At 60.9% G+C, this 16381-nt stretch carries 17 protein-coding genes; 10 read left to right on the top strand and 7 right to left on the bottom strand.

Annotated features, from left to right (window positions below):
• Nucleotides 1-88 precede the first annotated feature (88 nt).
• Both DIE21_RS11755 and DIE21_RS11750 read left to right on the top strand, forming a co-directional pair.
• Nucleotides 89-490, top strand: coding sequence for a PPC domain-containing DNA-binding protein (locus DIE21_RS11755; protein ID WP_124497861.1), 402 nt, complete (start codon nucleotides 89-91; stop codon nucleotides 488-490).
• Between the two features lie 65 nt (nucleotides 491-555).
• The gene (locus DIE21_RS11750; RefSeq protein WP_148092754.1) at nucleotides 556-972 is read left to right on the top strand and encodes a tetratricopeptide repeat protein; all 417 of its coding nucleotides are present in this window, start codon (nucleotides 556-558) and stop codon (nucleotides 970-972) included.
• 181 nt (nucleotides 973-1153) lie between these two features.
• On the opposite strand, the gene DIE21_RS11745 is transcribed toward DIE21_RS11750, so the two are convergent.
• The 4 genes from DIE21_RS11745 to DIE21_RS11730 all read right to left on the bottom strand — a co-directional run bounded on the left by DIE21_RS11745 (nucleotide 1154) and on the right by DIE21_RS11730 (nucleotide 4480).
• Nucleotides 1154-1402 carry an adhesin gene (locus DIE21_RS11745; protein WP_124497859.1) on the bottom strand — a complete coding sequence of 83 codons (249 nt, stop codon included), beginning with the start codon at nucleotides 1400-1402 and terminating at the stop codon, nucleotides 1154-1156.
• 670 nt (nucleotides 1403-2072) lie between these two features.
• Complete coding sequence (locus DIE21_RS11740) at nucleotides 2073-2507, bottom strand: universal stress protein (protein ID WP_124497858.1); 435 nt, start codon at nucleotides 2505-2507, stop codon at nucleotides 2073-2075.
• Between the two features lie 524 nt (nucleotides 2508-3031).
• A complete protein-coding gene (locus tag DIE21_RS11735) occupies nucleotides 3032-3640 on the bottom strand; it encodes a short chain dehydrogenase (protein ID WP_124497857.1) in 609 nt (202 codons plus the stop codon).
• A 129-nt stretch (nucleotides 3641-3769) separates the two neighbouring features.
• Nucleotides 3770-4480, bottom strand: coding sequence for a GntR family transcriptional regulator (locus DIE21_RS11730; RefSeq protein ID WP_124497856.1), 711 nt, complete (start codon nucleotides 4478-4480; stop codon nucleotides 3770-3772).
• A 344-nt stretch (nucleotides 4481-4824) separates the two neighbouring features.
• Between DIE21_RS11730 and DIE21_RS11725 the strand changes: the two genes are divergently transcribed.
• The 8 genes from DIE21_RS11725 (at nucleotide 4825) to DIE21_RS11690 (ending at nucleotide 13258) form a co-directional block, all read left to right on the top strand.
• Nucleotides 4825-5613 carry an aldolase gene (locus DIE21_RS11725; protein WP_124497855.1) on the top strand — a complete coding sequence of 263 codons (789 nt, stop codon included), beginning with the start codon at nucleotides 4825-4827 and terminating at the stop codon, nucleotides 5611-5613.
• 32 nt (nucleotides 5614-5645) lie between these two features.
• Entirely contained in the window at nucleotides 5646-6977 is a 1332-nt protein-coding gene (locus DIE21_RS11720; protein ID WP_260432440.1) for an FAD-binding oxidoreductase, read from the top strand.
• Nucleotides 6978-6998: 21 nt separating this feature from the next.
• The gene (locus DIE21_RS11715) at nucleotides 6999-7874 is read left to right on the top strand and encodes a dihydrodipicolinate synthase family protein (protein WP_124497854.1); all 876 of its coding nucleotides are present in this window, start codon (nucleotides 6999-7001) and stop codon (nucleotides 7872-7874) included.
• Between the two features lie 80 nt (nucleotides 7875-7954).
• Nucleotides 7955-8806 (top strand): glycine betaine ABC transporter substrate-binding protein, encoded by an 852-nt coding sequence (locus DIE21_RS11710; RefSeq protein ID WP_124497853.1) that lies wholly within the window; start codon nucleotides 7955-7957, stop codon nucleotides 8804-8806.
• Between the two features lie 98 nt (nucleotides 8807-8904).
• Nucleotides 8905-9999, top strand: coding sequence for a glycine betaine/L-proline ABC transporter ATP-binding protein (locus DIE21_RS11705; protein ID WP_260432439.1), 1095 nt, complete (start codon nucleotides 8905-8907; stop codon nucleotides 9997-9999).
• A 23-nt stretch (nucleotides 10000-10022) separates the two neighbouring features.
• Nucleotides 10023-10838, top strand: a complete 816-nt coding sequence (locus tag DIE21_RS11700) for a proline/glycine betaine ABC transporter permease (protein WP_260432437.1) — start codon at nucleotides 10023-10025, stop codon at nucleotides 10836-10838.
• A gap of 10 nt (nucleotides 10839-10848) precedes the next feature.
• Nucleotides 10849-11691 carry a proline/glycine betaine ABC transporter permease gene (locus tag DIE21_RS11695; RefSeq protein WP_124497851.1) on the top strand — a complete coding sequence of 281 codons (843 nt, stop codon included), beginning with the start codon at nucleotides 10849-10851 and terminating at the stop codon, nucleotides 11689-11691.
• Between the two features lie 91 nt (nucleotides 11692-11782).
• Nucleotides 11783-13258, top strand: a complete 1476-nt coding sequence (locus tag DIE21_RS11690) for an aldehyde dehydrogenase family protein (RefSeq protein ID WP_124497850.1) — start codon at nucleotides 11783-11785, stop codon at nucleotides 13256-13258.
• A gap of 259 nt (nucleotides 13259-13517) precedes the next feature.
• Here the strand turns inward: DIE21_RS11690 and DIE21_RS11685 are convergent, their stop codons facing one another.
• From DIE21_RS11685 to adeC, 3 genes are all read right to left on the bottom strand, one after another.
• The gene (locus DIE21_RS11685; RefSeq protein WP_124497849.1) at nucleotides 13518-14141 is read right to left on the bottom strand and encodes a TetR/AcrR family transcriptional regulator; all 624 of its coding nucleotides are present in this window, start codon (nucleotides 14139-14141) and stop codon (nucleotides 13518-13520) included.
• 97 nt (nucleotides 14142-14238) lie between these two features.
• Nucleotides 14239-14874: a TetR/AcrR family transcriptional regulator gene (locus DIE21_RS11680; protein ID WP_124497848.1), complete on the bottom strand. Its 636-nt coding sequence runs from the start codon at nucleotides 14872-14874 to the stop codon at nucleotides 14239-14241.
• A gap of 22 nt (nucleotides 14875-14896) precedes the next feature.
• The gene (adeC, locus tag DIE21_RS11675; protein ID WP_124497847.1) at nucleotides 14897-16381 is read right to left on the bottom strand and encodes an AdeC/AdeK/OprM family multidrug efflux complex outer membrane factor; all 1485 of its coding nucleotides are present in this window, start codon (nucleotides 16379-16381) and stop codon (nucleotides 14897-14899) included.

The raw sequence follows: 16381 nt of genomic DNA, 5'->3' as shown, positions 1-16381 counted from the left end.
CGTTCCATCCGGCAGGCGGCCGCTTGCCGGATTGCCTGGTCGAACGTACTCTTGGTCGGAACCTTGGCCCACCAGCAGGTTTTCGACCATGCAAGCCCATCCTTTGCGCCTTTCTCCCGGTGACGATCTGCGCGCTGCCATCGAGCACGCATTGCGCGGGCTCGGCGCGCACGCGGCATTCGTGATCCAGGGGATCGGCAGCCTGAACGTCGCGCAATTGCGCTTTGCCGGCGTCGACGCACCGACCGAACTGCGCGGCGACCTCGAGATCCTGACGCTGGCCGGTTCGGTCTCGCCGGACGGCGCGCACCTGCACATGTCGGTGTCCGACGCACAGGGCCGTGTGTCGGGTGGACACGTCGCGAGCGGCTGCGTGGTGCGGACGACCGCCGAGATCCTGCTCGTGCTGTTGCCCGCGCATCGCTTCTCCCGTGAACCCGATGCGGGCACCGGGTTCAATGAATTGACGATCCGGCACGAGGGGGCATGAATGGCGAACGCCCGGTGCCGGTTGTGTCCGGACGTCGGTGAAAGCCGATTCGACACGACGATTCGATGCGTCGCCGCATGTCGAGCGAGGTGACTGTGAACGCTCAGTGCAGGATGCTCGTGACGTCGGCGCGAACCCTGGTCGATCGAACCTGGACGAACGATCCGGTGCCGTACGACGCGCTGCTTGGGGAAGCCCGGGCGTTGCTCGAAAGGGCGCTCGACGACAATCCCGACGAGGTCGCCGTGTTGACCTGCCTGGGGGCGGTGCTGTGCGGCCTTCGACTGCATGCCGAAGCGCGCGAGTACCTGGTGGAGGCGATCCACCTGGGATCGACGGACAGAAACACGTATTTCAACCTGTTTGTCGCGATGCTCGAGCGTTCGAGCATGAACGAAGCGCGGGCCGTATTGAAGCGTGGTGCGGCGTTCACGGCCGATCCCCTCACATGGGAAGCCTATTTCGATCCGCATGCGATGTAGGCGGCGGAGCGGGGCGATCGCGGTTCATTGCATCGAGGATCGCGAACCGACGTTCGACGTTGCCGGTAGTTGCGTCAGTCGAAGCATCGATCGGGAAAATGACGGCAAACACCGGAAACCGGCGCGGCATCGACTCGGGCGGCATGACGTACCGGCAACCTGCACCGCATGCCGAACCGCGTCAGTGCTTCGCCATCGCGACATCCTGATTGCCGCGCCCACTTACCAGGCAGCCGGACATGAAGGCCTCGCTCTGGCTGCTGGCGGCCGCGTTGCCGAAGCCCCGGCTGAGCGCGTCGTATTTCACCTGCTCGGCGCCCTGCGAGCACGCCGTCGGGCTGGCGTCGCGGCCTTGCGCGTGCAGCAGCGCGCGGTCGCCGATCAGGTAGGCCAGCAATGCGAAAAAAGCAATGTGTACGGCGCGTCTCATGATTCGTCTCCTCGTCGCTCGAGCGTAACGCGGACACGTTCGGCGAAGCACTTGGGGCTTCCCCCGGTAAACGTCTGTTGAAAGACCGGCTGGCCGGGCTGATCGCATCCTTTTTTTAACTGCGCGAGCAGGGAAAAAGGGTGGCAGTCGGCCGGACCGGCGGGCGATTGACGCGAGTTTGACGAATGTCAGTGTGCGGGCAGGGCGAGACGGTCGCGCTACCGGTCAAAGCGATAGCATGAATGCATGTTTAACGGAGCGCGATGTGCTGCAAGCGATGGACGCACCGGTTCCGGGTGAAGCAGGCTCGTATCGAACATCCCTGTCGAAATAGTGAGGAATCCAAATGCTCAACGTCTCTTCCGTCCTGATCAGCATGGCGCCGTTGTGGGTAATTCTGCTGGGCGCGTCTTCGTTGGCGACCTATCTCGTCTTCGTGCGCAAGGCCATCAAGTAACCATGTCGGCGCCGTGCGAAGGCGCACGTGTGGCGCATCGCGGCGTTCGTGCATGGCACACGACGGCTTGGCGTCGTGCAGGACGCATCGTTGCGTCGCCCCAAATGAAACGACCCGCCGAAGCGGGTCCATGACGACCTGGTCGCGCTGCGCGCATCGAGGTCTGCGGCGCGGTGCCGCCACCGCGACGGCGATGTGGCGGCGTTCAGCCGTTTAATGCACCGCCGTCACCGGCACATTCGAGATCCGCACGAGCCGGTCCATCACGCTGCGACGGAACATCGACAGCAGCGCGTGAAACGGATCGTGCCGCGGCGCGACGACGACGATTTCGTCGCAGCCGGTCTCGGCCGCGACGGCCGCGATCGTGTCGGCCACCGGCCCGACCTTCTTCACGATGCTGTATCGGACACCGGCCTCCCGCAACACCCGCTCGGCCATCGCCAGATCGTCGCACGCGAACTTGTCCTCGATCGAGCGCAGCCGCGACAGCGGGTGAAATGCCTCGAGCCGCGTCGCTTCGAGCGGCGCCTGTACGTTGATCAGCACGATCTCCGACGCGCACCGTTCGCGATACAGGAAGGTCGCGTGGCGGACCGCCTGCAGCGAGCGGGGCGAATGACCGACAGGAACCAGCAGCTTGAGCATGGACGATGCCCCGGAGTCGAGATGTTTCCAGCGTAGCGCGCCGCCGGAACGCCCGACCTAAAGAGATCGCGCGGCCGCATAAAAATGTCGTCAACGTAGGCCGTTGCGTGGCGCGCCTACTAGAAATATAAGAAATTTCAAGTTTATGCGCATAAACGTTTTCATCATCCGGTCGGCCAGTCGGCTATGGGCGTACAACAAGGTCTGCGGGAACGTAAGGCCTGCCGTTCGAATGCAACAAAGTCTGCGGCAACGGGATAAAACATGCTGCGTCGCGGCAATATTTGTGGACTAGGCGCTCTGCAAATCCAGACGTCCCCCCGCTACCATCGTCACGGGACAAAAGGCAAAAGTCTCACGGAGATTGCCGCTGAGTACTCACACTAGGATAGTTATGAAAACGGCTTGAGTTCGATGTCCCGAATGGATCTGCCGATCTACAACTTGTCCCGTGGGCGGACGCCGGGCGGCAGCAACAGAATTCGACCGCAGGGGCCGTGCAACCGACATGTCCATCGCGCAAATTAGCAGTAGCCGACTCGATAAACGCGTCCCGTCTCCGGGCCCTCAACGCTACGCACGTACGCAAGTCCAACGCGGGCTGAACTGACGGGCTCGAAACCGGGGAAGGCTGCGCTGAACAGTTCAACCGACTCTTCGAGCATGGTCGGGCTGACCAGATTGATCCGCATCCCGCGCTTTAGGTCGACGGCCGCACCTCGTACAAAACCCTCCAGTGCGAGGTTGACACACGAGGCGTTCGATCCATCGCGAACCGGCTCGTGAGCCGAGATACCGCTCGTCAGCGTGAACGACCCACCGTCGTTCAACCATGACTGGCCAACGAGCACGGTATTGACCTGGCCCATGAGCTTGTCGTGAAGGCCGATCAAGAAATTTTCGGACGTCATCTGTTCAAAGGGCCCGAAATGCACGGCACCCATCGATACGATGAGATGATCGACCTTGCCGATCGACTCAAAGAGACGCTGAATGTCCTTCGGATCGGTGACGTTCACCCGCCTGTCGCCTCTCGTTGCCCCGACTTCGATAATCTCATGCCGAGGCCGTAGCGCAGCGACCGCGGCTTTTCCGATAGTTCCTGTCGCGCCTATTACGACGATCTTGCTCATTTCAAACTCATAAATTAGTAACGCTAAAGAATATAAACGCCGCCTGTTAACGATGGTGCAATCATTATCGGCTGAACGGTAGCGGGTGGGCTGTGCTCGACGCTTGCTCCATTGCGCCAACGATGCGCGTCAGCCCGCACTCATCTGTTCGCGGCGTTCCGAGATGATCTTCTCGTAATCGATCTCAAGGCTCTGCTTGTTTATGTGCTCTGTCCATACGCGTTCGAGCTCGGCCAGGTCGCCTTTCTCGACTGCGTCATAAACCTCACGGTGCTCATCAACTGTCTTGCGCAGGTCAGCCATGCCGGTCGTCAATCCAAGAATGATGACCAACTGTCGTGCGGTACCTTCCCAGAGATGTCGGACCGCCTCATTGCCAGCGATGTCCACAATTTCCCTGTGAAAGGCGACGTCCGCCAGTGCGAGCTCATAGTAGTCCTGGCGCGTCACCATCAACTCGATGACGTCAATGCGATGTCGAAGGCGCTTTAGAAACTCCGGTGACTTTTGTTTTCCCCCTTCGACCATCCGGCGCAGCGCAACCAGTTCAAGCGCAATGCGTGCTTCGAGTAGATCCCTGACTCGTTCCCGCGTAACAGGTGTCAGCCGGATGCCTTTGTTGGGAATGCTGCTTACGATGCCCTGCATCTCAAGCATCCGTAGCGCTTCCCGCACGGGTACGCGACTCACCCCGAGCTTTTCGGCGATCTGGGACTCGATAATTCGATCACCCGGCAAGATCAGCCCTCGCGCTGCCCCGGCAACTATCGCGTCTACAGCCGCATCAACCATCGTGCGAGCCCGCACAGGCTCCCAGACCGGGGTTGCTCGATTATTCATCGCTTCTCTCTCATTGCCACTTGGCACCGACTCCGACGCGGATCAGCATAGTCCAGTTTCTCACGATTGTATACATGGATGCAATCGTGCAATGCGGGCGGCTGTTAAGCATGTGCTTGCAACACGCGCCTCTTCTACGTGGACTCCGGTGTTTACCCGTGAACCGCGCGTTAACCACTACGGTGATTTTTCGCCCGCCGCTTGACACGTGTATTCTGTCACGATTGTATACACGTATGCATTGTTGATTGAATGCAGCAGGAAGCCGGGTGATGCAAGCGCCCCGGCGCATTGCAACAAGGGTCTCTTTGACCTTTAACAGCCAGCGAAGCGAGGAAACGGCTATGGCAGTCGAACTTGTTGTGAAAAATGAAGGTGCGTCCACCGCGAACATCAGCGTCGATACAGCGGAAATCTGGCAGGCGCGAGTCGATCTTGCCGCGGCACTGCAGATCAGCGGTTATCACGGATATGGCGAGGGAATCGACAATCACTTTTCCGCAGTGGTGCCGGGCCGTTCGGACCTCTTTCTGATCAACCCCTACGGATTCGCGTTTCGGGAAGTGACGGCGTCGTCGATCGCGGTATGCGACTTCAATGGCAACGTCTTTGCGGGGGCAGCGCGTCCGGAGGCGACGGCTTTCTGGATTCACGCGCGCATTCACATGCTGCGCCCAGACATCAAGGCGTTGTTCCACACGCACATGCCGTACGCAACCAGCCTTTGCATGATCGATGCAGATCCGTTCGACTGGTCTTTGCAGACTTCGATGAAGTTCTACGGCCGTATTGCAATCGACCGTGATTACAACGGCTTCGCCCTGAGCGAGGACGAGGGCGACCGGATCGCTAAAGCGATGGGGACGAAGGCGATCGCTTTCATGCAAAACCACGGCGTGACCGTTGGCGCGCCGACCATCGCGGAAGCCTGGGACGACCTCTACTACCTCGAACGGGCCGCCGAGACGCAGGTGAAGGCGATGAGCACCGGGCGCAAGACCGTACCGGTTGACTTGGACATCGTCCGGAAGGTTGCAGAGGCCGAACGTGCGTGCGCGCACGATACAGCGCGGCTTCACTTCGCAAGTGTGAAGAGATTCCTGGACAAGCAGAAATCAGACTACGCGAGTTGATATCAAGGGGATCAATCGTGGTTGCTCGAACATTGAACAAGCGCATCGCAGTCGAACCTCCGAAGCCGGAAGCAACGCCGTCGGGCTGGTACCTGACCTCCGGCCCAGACCTTCCCCTGAATGCGCAGAAGGGTGACGTCAGTTGTGACGTTCTGGTGATCGGCGCGGGCTGGATGGGCCTCCACGCTGCCCGTCGTTATGCTGAAATCCGGCCACAGGCGAAGGTGGTGCTCGTCGATGCGGGACGAATCGGGAACAATGCATCCGGCCGCTGTATGGGCTTTGCGATCAACCTTTCGCACAACCCGCGCAAGCGTGATTTCCTCGAGGACGAGCAGGGCAATCGGGACGAATTTCACGTCAATTCGGAAGGCACCGAGTATCTGAGAACAGCCGTCGAAGAACTCGGTGTTGACTGTGACTGGGACCCGCAAGGCAAATATCATGCAGCCGCCACAGAAAGTGGCGTCGCCGACCTTGTTGCCTTCTCGAAGGCGCTCGACAGCCTCAAAGAGCCGTACAGCTGGGTAAGCCGCGAGGAGATGCAGGCGCTTACCGGAAGCAAGCATTACATTCGTGCGATTCATCAGCCGGGCACCGTGCTCCTTCACCCGGCCAAATATCTCAAGAACATGACTCGCAAGCTGCCGGCAAACGTCACGGTGTATGAAAACACGCCGGTCACATCGGCTGTGTTTGGTCAGTCAAGCCATACATTCGAAACACCGAATGGCACCATCAGGGCTCGGCAGGTGATCCTTTGTACTGCTGCTCATTTGCAGAACTTCGGCTTCTATCCGAAAACGGCAATCCCTGTCTACACCTACGCGAGCATGACGCGGCCGCTCACGGCGAGTGAACTCGAGCAAGTGGGAAACCAGCGGACTTACGGACTGATTCCCGCGAATAGCTTCGGCACCACAGTACGCCGCACTTTCGACAATCGTCTCTTTTTGCGTAACGTCTACAACTATGCAGACCACTTCACCGCGACGCTGGACAAGGTGATGAGTGCGCGAGAGCAGCAGCAGGTTTCCTTCAGACGCCGCTGGCCTGAACTGTCAAAGATGGGCTTTGAGGCGAGCTGGGGAGGCATGTTCACCCTGTCGCAGAACGGGGGAATGGTGTGGGGCGAGCTCGCGCCGAATGTGTACGGAGCGGCCTATTGCAACGGCACGGGCGTCGCACGCGGGACCGCCTTCGGAAAGGCCGTAGCGGAGCTCGCTGCAGGCGAAAGCAGCCGGTCGATTGAAATCTTGAGAAGGAAGGCGCCGCCGCGTCGGGCATACCCCGAGTTCATCACCTCGACAGGCGTCAATGTCGTGACGGGATGGCGGTTCAGGAAAGCAGGCATCGAAGTTTAAATTCATCAAGTGAGGTCTTAAATGGCAAAGCTGCTGGCAGGTATCAATCTCGCAATGCAAACCCCGTTCAACGCGGACGGTTCGATCAACTTCAATAGCTTCGAAGCGCTCATCGACCAATACATCGACGCCGGCGTTCACGGACTCGTGCTCGGCGCAGGGACCGGTCAACACCCGTATCTCACCGAGGCCGAGTGCAACAAGCTGTACGAAGTCGGTGTCAAGCGTATCAACGGTCGTTGCAACATCATCTGCCAGACGTCGGCCCTGATCGTGGATGAAGTGATCCGTCGGTCGAAGCACGCTGAGGCCATTGGAGCAGACGCGATCATGGTGCTTCCGCCGTACTTCGAAGGCCCCGCTGATGATGACGGCCTGCTTGCGTTCTACGAGGACGTTGACTCTGCGATCAAGGTCGATATCGTTGGCTACAACATCCCGCAGTCGACCGGAATCTCGGTTTCGACCTCGCTACTCAAGCGTCTGGCTCAGCTGCCGAATTTCAAGTACATCAAGGATAGTGGCGGCGATCTGGTCACGCACCAGGAATACCTCCAGACCAACGTCAACGTTCTGAACGGTGCAGACCCGATCGCGCCGTATGCATTCATGGCTGGGGCCGTGGGCACCATCTGGGGCGCGGCCAACTTCATGCCGAAGGAAGCGGTGGCGCTGTACAACCTGGTTCAGGAACAGAAGATCACCGAAGCGCTGCAGCTCTGGAAGAAGATGCTGCCCTCCATCCTCTACGTCTGGCGCAACAACTACCTTCCTTCCGTCGTGCATGCGGCGCACCTGCGCGGCTTCGGTACAGGCAATGTGCGTCGCCCGCTGCGTAAGCTGAACGCCGAGGAAGAAAAGGCGCTGAAGGAGGCGCTCGCACCGCTGCTCGGTTGATCGGCGGCGATATCTTCTGACAGTCGGCCGCATTCGCCACCAAACCAAGGTCATTAACCCGCGTTACAGAAGGACAAATCATGCGCAAGCTATGGAATCTGTTATTCGCCGTCGCGTTGATGTTCAGTTTTACCGCATATGTGAATGCGGCCGAAACAAAGGAACTCAAGATCGGCACGCTCGGCTGGGAAGATGTTGGAACGATCTCCTTGATTGGCAAGCGCTTCCTCGAGAAGGAGGGCTATTCCGTCAAGGTTACGACGTTCGCTGACTGGGGCGTCGCATTCGCCGCACTCACACGCGGTGACGTGGACGTGATGATCTCCCATATCAACTACGTCACGGCGGACTACTGGGCGAAGAACAAGGATCGCCTGGAGAAGCTTGCTCCGGTATCGCACGGCAACATTCAGGGCATCGTGGTGCCCAACTATGTGAACATCAAGTCGATCGATCAGCTGAATTCGATCAAGGATCAGATGGGCGGGAAGATTATTGGCATTGAGCCGGGCTCCGGTGCCATGCGCGAAGCGCATCAGGCGGTGACCCAGTACGGTCTGCAGTACAACCTTGTCGACGGGAGCACCGCAGCGATGACCGCCGAGTTGCAGTCATCCGTCGAGCGCAAACAGCCGATCGCCGTGATCCTCTGGGACCCGTCGTGGCAGTTCAAGAAGTTTCCCGTGAAAATGCTCGAAGATCCGAAGCATGTTTTCGCACCGACGCAGACCTACTACTGGATCGCCAAAAAGGGCTTCGCTGCAGCCAACCCTCATGCCCGTGAAGTCCTGGCGAGTATGTTCGTGCCGATCGAAGACGTCGGAACGATGACTGTCCGGATGAAAGACGGTTTGACCATGGATCAGGCTGTCAACGAATGGTGGCAGCAGCATCAGGTGCTGGTCAACAAGTGGTCCGTGATGTCGAAGTAAACGCAAGAGGAAGGGGCCGGCGGCCGGTTGATGTCCGAGAACTGCCTCCGGCAATTGGCACCCCACGAGAGCCTTTCACTTCGGATGGAAGTATGAACATGATGAACGACATTGCCCACGGGAAGCAGTCGGCGATCGTGGAGTGCCGCGGTGTATGGAAGATTTTCGGCAACGAAAGTCCGTCGGCCATGGAAGCCGCAAAGAGTGGTCGCTTCGGAAAGGACGAACTGCTTAAACGGCACGGTTGCATTGCCGCCGTTGCCGATGTGACATTCTCGGTGGCTGAAGGCGAGACATTTTGTATTATCGGTCTGTCCGGCAGTGGCAAGTCAACCCTTATCCGTCACTTCAACCGGCTCATCGACCCGACCAGTGGCGAGGTGATCGTACGGGGCAAGAACATCTGCAAGCTCCCATACCCGGAACTGCGCAAGCTGCGCTCTTCATGTATCGGTATGGTATTCCAGCAAGTGGCGTTACTGCCGTACCGCACCGTGCTCCAGAACGTGATGCTTCCGCTCGAAGTGCAGGGGTTGTCGGCGTCCGAATGTCGGCAGAAAAGTCAGGCGGCGCTCGCCACCGTCGGGCTCGGCAGCTGGGCAGATCGCTATCCGAGAGAGCTGTCGGGGGGCATGCAGCAACGCGTCGGCATCGCACGCGCGCTCGCGGCCAATCCGGAACTGTTGCTGATGGACGAGCCGTTCAGCGCGCTTGATCCACTGATCCGCAAGCAGCTCCAGATCGAATTCAAGCAGCTATCCACGAAGCTCAAGAAAACGACGATCTTCATCACGCACGATATAGAAGAGGCCATCCGCATCGGCGATCGCATTGCGATCATGCGCGAAGGAAAGATCGTTCAGATTGGTACGCCAGAAGAGATCGCGCTAAGCCCGGTGGATGACTACGTCACCAGTTTCATGGAAGGGATCTCGCGCCTCAAGCTGGTCAAGGCAAACTCGGTAATGCAACCGCTCGCTGCGGGGCGGCAGCCGGCTGAATCGCAGGCGAGCGTGGATATCAACGCCGACCTGGAAGAGATGATCGACCTGTCGCTCGCGAAGGGTAGCGAGAGCCTGACAGTCACCCAGCATGGATGCGTGGTCGGTACGGTCAGCCGGGAGGCAATCCTGAAAGCCGTACGCGGCATCGATGTGCGAACCGAGCGCTCGGGCGCCCTTGCAACCAATTGATGGATGGTGATGCGATGGCAAGCATGACAGAAGTCTTTGATGGGGCTGTCGATAACAGCCTCGGGTGGCTGACCGATCACGCCACGAACGTTTTCAACGGCCTGAGTTACGTTCTCAACGCGGCGTTCAACGGTATCAATGGATCCCTGACGTTTGTGCCATGGTGGGTCGTGGCTCTGGTCGCGGCAGTTTGCGGTTGGCGATTCGTCGGTCGCACGTTTGCCATCACGGCATTGATCGGGTTGTGGCTATGTCAGGCAATGGGGTTGTGGGCTGAAACCATGAGCACGCTGACACTCGTGTTCAGTTCAACGCTGCTTGCACTCGCGTTCGCGATCCCTGCGGGCGTCCTGCTGGGTCTCACCTCACGGTCCATCAAGGGCGTTGAGGTCTTTCTCGACTTTCTCCAGACAATGCCGCCGTATATCTACCTGCTTCCGGGTATCGCCTTGCTGGGTTACGGTCCGGCAACCGCAATGTGGGCCACATGGATCGTCGCGATTCCACCTGCAATGCGTCTTACGGCACATGGCGTACGTATGACGCCGATCCAGTACAGGGAACTGGGAACGGCTGTGGGTATGAACGTATTCGATCACCTTTTCAAGATTCGTGTGCCATTCGCGCGCCCGTCGATCTTCGCAGGAATCAACCAGAGTCTGATGCTGAGCTTCGGTATGGTGGTCATCGCAGGCATCGCCGGTTCGGGCGGGCTGGGCCAGGCAATTTACGATGCGGTTCGCAAACTGGAAATCGACCATGCGGTGAACGCAGGGATCGCAATCGTTGTTGTCACCATCGTACTGGACCGTTTTTCGCAACGGCTCGGTCAGCGATAAGGAGCGCGTGATGGAGTCACTGCACGTTTCACCCGGGGCGGTCGTCGCGCCCGTCCTGTCATACCTGAACGTTCACCATCACGACGCGTTCGTCGCGGTGGCCGCGTTCTTCAACCGCCTGATTTCAGCCATCGTTCACGTGCTTACGCTGGCGCCGCCTTCCGCGATCATCGGGGCACTTGCGGTGATCGCACTGATTGTCGCCGGCTGGCGGGGCGGCTTGCTCTGCGCGGCCGGCCTCGCGCTCTGTCTGGGGCTGGGAATGTGGGCGGCGACTGTCGAGACGCTCGCGGTGATCGCACTGGCGGTCGTGTTTTCCGTGGTGACGGGCGTACCCGTCGGCGTTCTCCTTTCCAGAAGCGAAAAGCTCAGGATTGCCGCTCGTCCCGTGCTGGATGTCATGCAGACGCTCCCGCCCTGGGTATACCTGGTGCCGGCGGTGATTCTGTTTGGACTTGGGGTTGTTCCCGCGTTGCTGTCCACGATCATCTACGGGATTCCGCCGATGGTCCGGCTTACCATTCTGGCAATGAGTCAGATTCCCGAGAGCCGTGTGGAACTGGGTCATGCCATGGGCGCAAGCAAGCGTTCGATCTTCTGGAAAATCGAATTGCCGTCAGCTATGCCGACGCTGCTGGTGGGCGTGAACCAGTGTGTCCTTTTCTCACTGGGCATGGTTGTTCTGGCGGGACTTGTCGGCGCAGGCGGGCTCGGCGCTGAAGTGACCCGTGGTCTTTCACGGATGGAGTTCGGACTTGGCATGCGCGCCAGTATCGCAATCGTGCTGCTCGCGATCGTGCTGGATCGCGTTTTCCGAGGTGCGTTCCCGAAAAGATTCCTGACACTGGCGTAATCGGCGGCTGCGCGTATCACTGAGTCATACGTACCGGTTCATGAGAGCACCATTCCGGCCTACGCTTTTCTCTCTTTAATCTCGTAAAGCTATGCAAACCAAACTTTATATCGATGGTCAATGGGTCTCACCGGCACTCGGCGGAGAACTGGACGTCGTTAATCCGGCGACCGGCAAGGTGTTTCACAAGGTTGCCGCGGGAACCGCACAGGACATCGATCGAGCCGTCAGGGCCGCACGCCGCACATTTGATAGCGGCGCATGGTCGAAGTTGTCTGGCCGTGAGCGCGGGAGCTATCTTCAGAAATTCGCGGATGCGCTTCGTGCCCGGCAATCAGCAATGGCGGAGATTGAAGTTCGGGACAACGGCAAGCCGCGTCCCGAGGCGGAAATGGATCTCGGCGATTCGGCCGGTTGCTTCGAGTACTACGCGAAGCTCGCCGAGGAATTCGACGAGAAGAGAAGTCAGCCGATCAGCGTGTCGGACGCACGCTTCAAGACGAAGGTGGTGCGCGAACCCCTGGGCGTCGTCGGGGCCATCATTCCGTGGAACTATCCGCTGTTGATGGCGGCATGGAAGGTCGCGCCGGCTCTCGCGGCTGGCTGCACGGTTGTTCTCAAGCCGGCAGAAGCTACGCCGTTGTCGGCGCTGGAATTGGCGGCGATCGCGGCAGAAATCGGGCTTCCGGCGGGTGTGCTGAATGTCGTTACCGGCTTCGGAGCGGACGCCGGTCAACCGCTTGTTGATCATCCGCTTGTCGACAAGCTTGCTTTCACCGGTTCCGGAGCGGTTGGGTCCAAAATCATGGCGGCTGCCGCCAAGGACATCAAACGGGTCACGCTGGAGCTCGGGGGTAAGTCTCCGTTCATCGTCTTCGACGATAGCGATTTGGACAAGGCTGTCGAATGGGTCATGTTCGGAATTTTCTGGAATCAGGGGCAGGTTTGCTCCGCGACTTCCCGCGTGCTGGTGCAAGAGGCTTTGTACCCGCGATTCCTCGAGCGACTGGTCGAACAGGCGAAGAAGATCACCATCGGAGATGGTATGAAAGAGGGTGTGCTTCTCGGCCCGTTGGTGTCCGCGATCCAGCTCGAACGTGTGAGCGCCGCGGTTGAGAAGGCTCGCAGCGACGGTGCCCGCGTACTGACTGGCGGCGGCCGGCCAGCAGGACTCGACGATGGTTACTTCTTCGAACCCACGGTTCTCGTCGACGTGCCACTCGATAGCAGCGCATGGACGGAAGAGATTTTCGGACCGGTCGTGTGCGTGCGCCCGTTCAATACGGAGGAAGACGCCATCAGACTGGCCAACGATAGCCGGTTTGGGCTTGCTGCGGCGGTCATGACCAAGGACACAGCCCGCGCGGAGCGCGTGGCCGATGCGTTGCGCGCGGGCATTGTGTGGATCAACTGCTCGCAACCGGGTTTCCCCGAGGCACCGTGGGGCGGTTACAAGCAGTCGGGCATTGGACGCGAACTCGGGCCGTGGGGGCTGGAAAACTACCTTGAAACGAAGCAGGTTACTGCATACGGCGCGGAAGAGCCTTGGGGCTGGTACATCAAGTAATCGTGTACGTCACCGGGGGACGCCTGGGCCGCTGACTACTCATTCGAGTAGCGCGGCCCTCGCCTTAAGGCAGTCCTGTCAATTGAAAGAACAGAACCCCGGTGCGCAACGTACCGAGTGACAACGTCTGGTTGCCACTCTTGCGCTGACCAACAGCAGAACCGCGTCGCCCCACGGGTTGGGTCGGAGCGCGGGAGATCGTGAGCCGTATGTGAACCGCTTGGGTTTTCTGGACAGAGCCGAGTGTTGGTGTTCGGCGTCAGCGTGCGCTGTCTTCTGTCTGAGGTGGGCCATATGCCGCCATGAATACGGCGACCGCGCGAGCGACGACCTCGGAAATCCTGGCATGGCCGATCTCGACCGCGACGCCCAGCAGACAAAATTCCACGCATTCGGCCTCGTAGAGGGCATGAAGGTGGGCGGCGGCAATCTCGGGCTTGGCGCGCTTGAGCGTACCGGCTTCCATCGCTGCGTCGAGCGCGTTTGTCAACATGGTCCACCCGATCTTGGGTCCGCGTTGGTAAAACGCGCGCCCCAAGTCGGAGCGATCACCTTCGCCGATCGCGAGGCGTCTGATCGAGAGCGCGGAGGGGCGCAGGATCGCGTTCAGGTAGTGCTCGCCGAACACGGTCAGCTTGTCGGCGATGGGGCCGGACGAATTCAGTTGCGCGAATGCCGCGCGGATCTCGTCCGCGGCCGTGCCGCTCATGATCTCCGCGAACATCTCCTCCTTCGATCTGAAGTAGTTGTACAGCGTCGCCTTGGACGAGCCCGAACGCGCGGCAATGTCCGACATCGAGGCCTGGTGGAAGCCGACCTCCTTGAATGTCTGGAACGCAGCGTCGATGATCGCCTGCCGCTTTTCTTCAGTCTTCTTGCGCATGCATGCTTCCTGAACCTGCGCCGCACCAGTGCGGCAAAACGAGAGTGTATGTCATCGGATGCGCACGGAGGGCGACCACCAATGGCGCGTGCGCGTGTCAGGCGGTTTCGATCGCCTCGTTGGGGGCGGCTATCCCGGCAAAGAAGAGCTGCAGGCATTGCCGGATGTCGACGCGTGTATCGTGCGCCAGCTTGCTCGCGTGGTCCGACAGCATTCCGACTCCGACCACGTGCAGGCAGCGCGCCGCGGCCACCGGCGCAATGCCCCGGCGCAGTTGCCCCCGTTCTCTCGCGATGACCATCACCCGGCACAGATCGGTCAGCGCGTTGACCTGCATGCGCATCGTCGGCTCAATCACGGCCGTTGGCCACGTCGGGCAACCCGCTTCGCGCAGCATCAGTGTGAGCACCGGCCATTGCGTCGGGTCTTGCAGGCAGCGCGTCATCTGCGTGTGCAACTGGGCTTGCAAGTGCCGCAGCGGCTGGGCGTGCGCCGGATAGGTCGACAGCGCGTCGCCGATGGCGAGCGGCCAGTGCACGCTGTCCACGATCGCCGCCACCAATGCGGGCTTGCCGGAGAAATGCCCGTATACGGCTCCGCGCGTGACGCCGGCGCGAGCCGCCACTTCCTCCAGCGTCGCGTGACGCACGCCGCGCTCGCAGAACACTTCGATGGCAGCCTTGATCACGCGAGCGCGCGTCTGCGCGGCACCGGCTTTTGTTTGTCTTGCCACCCATGCTCCTGTCCGCGGCACATCAGGAATGCGTCGCGAGCGGGGCCGTTGCGGGCGCAACGCTCGTGTTGGTGGTCTCGACCCAGCCCCCGCCCAGCGTCTTGTAGAAGGTCGCCAGGTTGGTGAAGCGCGACAGGCGCGTATTGATCAGGTTCTGCTGCGCCGTGTAGAGCGAGCGCTGCGCATCGAGCACGTTCAGGTAGCTGTCCACGCCGCGCCTGAAGCGCGCGGTCGCAAGCTGGTAGCTGTCGGCGGTGGCGTCGACCAGCGATTGCTGCGCTTCGAGCTGGCGGCCCAGCGTGCCGCGCTGGGCCAGCGCGTCGGACACTTCGCGGAACGCGGTCTGGATGGCCTTCTCGTACTGTGCCAGCGAGATATCGCGGCTCGTTCTGGCGATGTCAAGGTTGGCGCGGTTGGCGCCGCCATCGAAGATCGGCAACGTGATCTGCGGCCCGAAGTTCCAGATGCCCGAGCCGCCCTTGAACAGGCCGGACAGGCTGGCACTGGAGCTGCCGGCCGTGGCGGTCAGGCTGATGGTCGGGAAGAATGCCGCGCGCGCGGCCCCGATGTTCGCGTTGGCGGCCTTCAGGTCGTGCTCGGCCTGCAGGATGTCGGGCCGGCGCTGCAGCAGGTCGGACGGCAGGCCTGCAGGGATGGTCGCCAGCACGCTGGCGTTGGCGGCGGCGGTGTCGGGCAGCGACCTGGGCAGCAGTTCGTCGGGCACGCCGGCGCCCACCAGCAGCACCAGCGCGTTGCGGTCCTGCGCCACCTGCGCGGTGTAGCGCTCCACGTCCACACGCGCCGAGTCGACGCTGGTCTGCGACTGGCGCAGCGTCAGCCGTGAAGCCGTGCCCAGCTCGTAGCTGCGCTGGTTCAGGCGGTAGGTGTCGCTCTGGCTGGCGAGGGTGTCCTGCGCGAGCCTGAGCAGGTCCTGGTCGGCGGCCAGCGTCAGGTAGGCGGTGGCGATCTCGGCGATCAGGCTGATCTGGCTGCTGCGGCGCGCCTCTGCGGTGGAGAAGTACTCCTCGAGCGCCTGCTCGTTGAGGCTGCGTACGCGGCCGAACAGGTCCAGTTCATACGCGCTGAAGCCCAGCGTGGCGCTGTACGTATGGGACACCAGCGGCTGCCCGGTGCTCGACAGGTCGGCCGGCGTGCGGCTGGCGCTCTCGCTGCCGCTGGCTTTGACGGTGGGGAACAGCGCGGCGTCCTGCACGCGATACTGCGCGCGCGCCTTCTCGATGTTGAGGATGGCCACGCGCAGGTCGCGGTTGTTGGCGAGCGCCATGTCGATCACGCGCTGCAGCGACGGATCGGTGAACACGTCGCGCCAGCCAATCTCGGCCACCGGCGTGGACGCCTGGGCGCCCCCGGCGGCCTCGGCACCGGACGCGCCGGCGAAGGCGGCCGGCACCGGTGCGGCGGGGCGCTGGTATGCGGGCATCAGGGTGCAACCGGCCAGCATGGCTGCCAGCGCGAGCGCGGCCGGATAAAAGGGGAAGCGGGTCAT

The organism is Burkholderia sp. Bp9140 (genome assembly GCF_003853425.1).
GTDB lineage: Bacteria > Pseudomonadota > Gammaproteobacteria > Burkholderiales > Burkholderiaceae > Burkholderia.
Note: the sequence above shows the minus strand (reverse complement) of the source record. Positions and strands in the feature narration are given on the sequence as shown.

Bases quoted from the DNA above. Each gene is read 5' to 3' on its own strand.
- DIE21_RS11745 (WP_124497859.1), bottom strand. From the start codon at position 1,402: ATGAGACGCGCCGTACACATTGCTTTTTTCGCATTGCTGGCCTACCTG.
- DIE21_RS11755 (WP_124497861.1), top strand. From the start codon at position 89: ATGCAAGCCCATCCTTTGCGCCTTTCTCCCGGTGACGATCTGCGCGCT.
- DIE21_RS11690 (WP_124497850.1), top strand. From the start codon at position 11,783: ATGCAAACCAAACTTTATATCGATGGTCAATGGGTCTCACCGGCACTC.
- DIE21_RS11750 (WP_148092754.1), top strand. From the start codon at position 556: ATGCGTCGCCGCATGTCGAGCGAGGTGACTGTGAACGCTCAGTGCAGG.
- adeC (WP_124497847.1), bottom strand. From the start codon at position 16,381: ATGACCCGCTTCCCCTTTTATCCGGCCGCGCTCGCGCTGGCAGCCATG.
- DIE21_RS11710 (WP_124497853.1), top strand. From the start codon at position 7,955: ATGCGCAAGCTATGGAATCTGTTATTCGCCGTCGCGTTGATGTTCAGT.
- DIE21_RS11715 (WP_124497854.1), top strand. From the start codon at position 6,999: ATGGCAAAGCTGCTGGCAGGTATCAATCTCGCAATGCAAACCCCGTTC.
- DIE21_RS11700 (WP_260432437.1), top strand. From the start codon at position 10,023: ATGACAGAAGTCTTTGATGGGGCTGTCGATAACAGCCTCGGGTGGCTG.
- DIE21_RS11725 (WP_124497855.1), top strand. From the start codon at position 4,825: ATGGCAGTCGAACTTGTTGTGAAAAATGAAGGTGCGTCCACCGCGAAC.
- DIE21_RS11735 (WP_124497857.1), bottom strand. From the start codon at position 3,640: ATGAGCAAGATCGTCGTAATAGGCGCGACAGGAACTATCGGAAAAGCC.
- DIE21_RS11730 (WP_124497856.1), bottom strand. From the start codon at position 4,480: ATGAATAATCGAGCAACCCCGGTCTGGGAGCCTGTGCGGGCTCGCACG.
- DIE21_RS11685 (WP_124497849.1), bottom strand. From the start codon at position 14,141: ATGCGCAAGAAGACTGAAGAAAAGCGGCAGGCGATCATCGACGCTGCG.
- DIE21_RS11695 (WP_124497851.1), top strand. From the start codon at position 10,849: ATGGAGTCACTGCACGTTTCACCCGGGGCGGTCGTCGCGCCCGTCCTG.
- DIE21_RS11740 (WP_124497858.1), bottom strand. From the start codon at position 2,507: ATGCTCAAGCTGCTGGTTCCTGTCGGTCATTCGCCCCGCTCGCTGCAG.
- DIE21_RS11705 (WP_260432439.1), top strand. From the start codon at position 8,905: ATGATGAACGACATTGCCCACGGGAAGCAGTCGGCGATCGTGGAGTGC.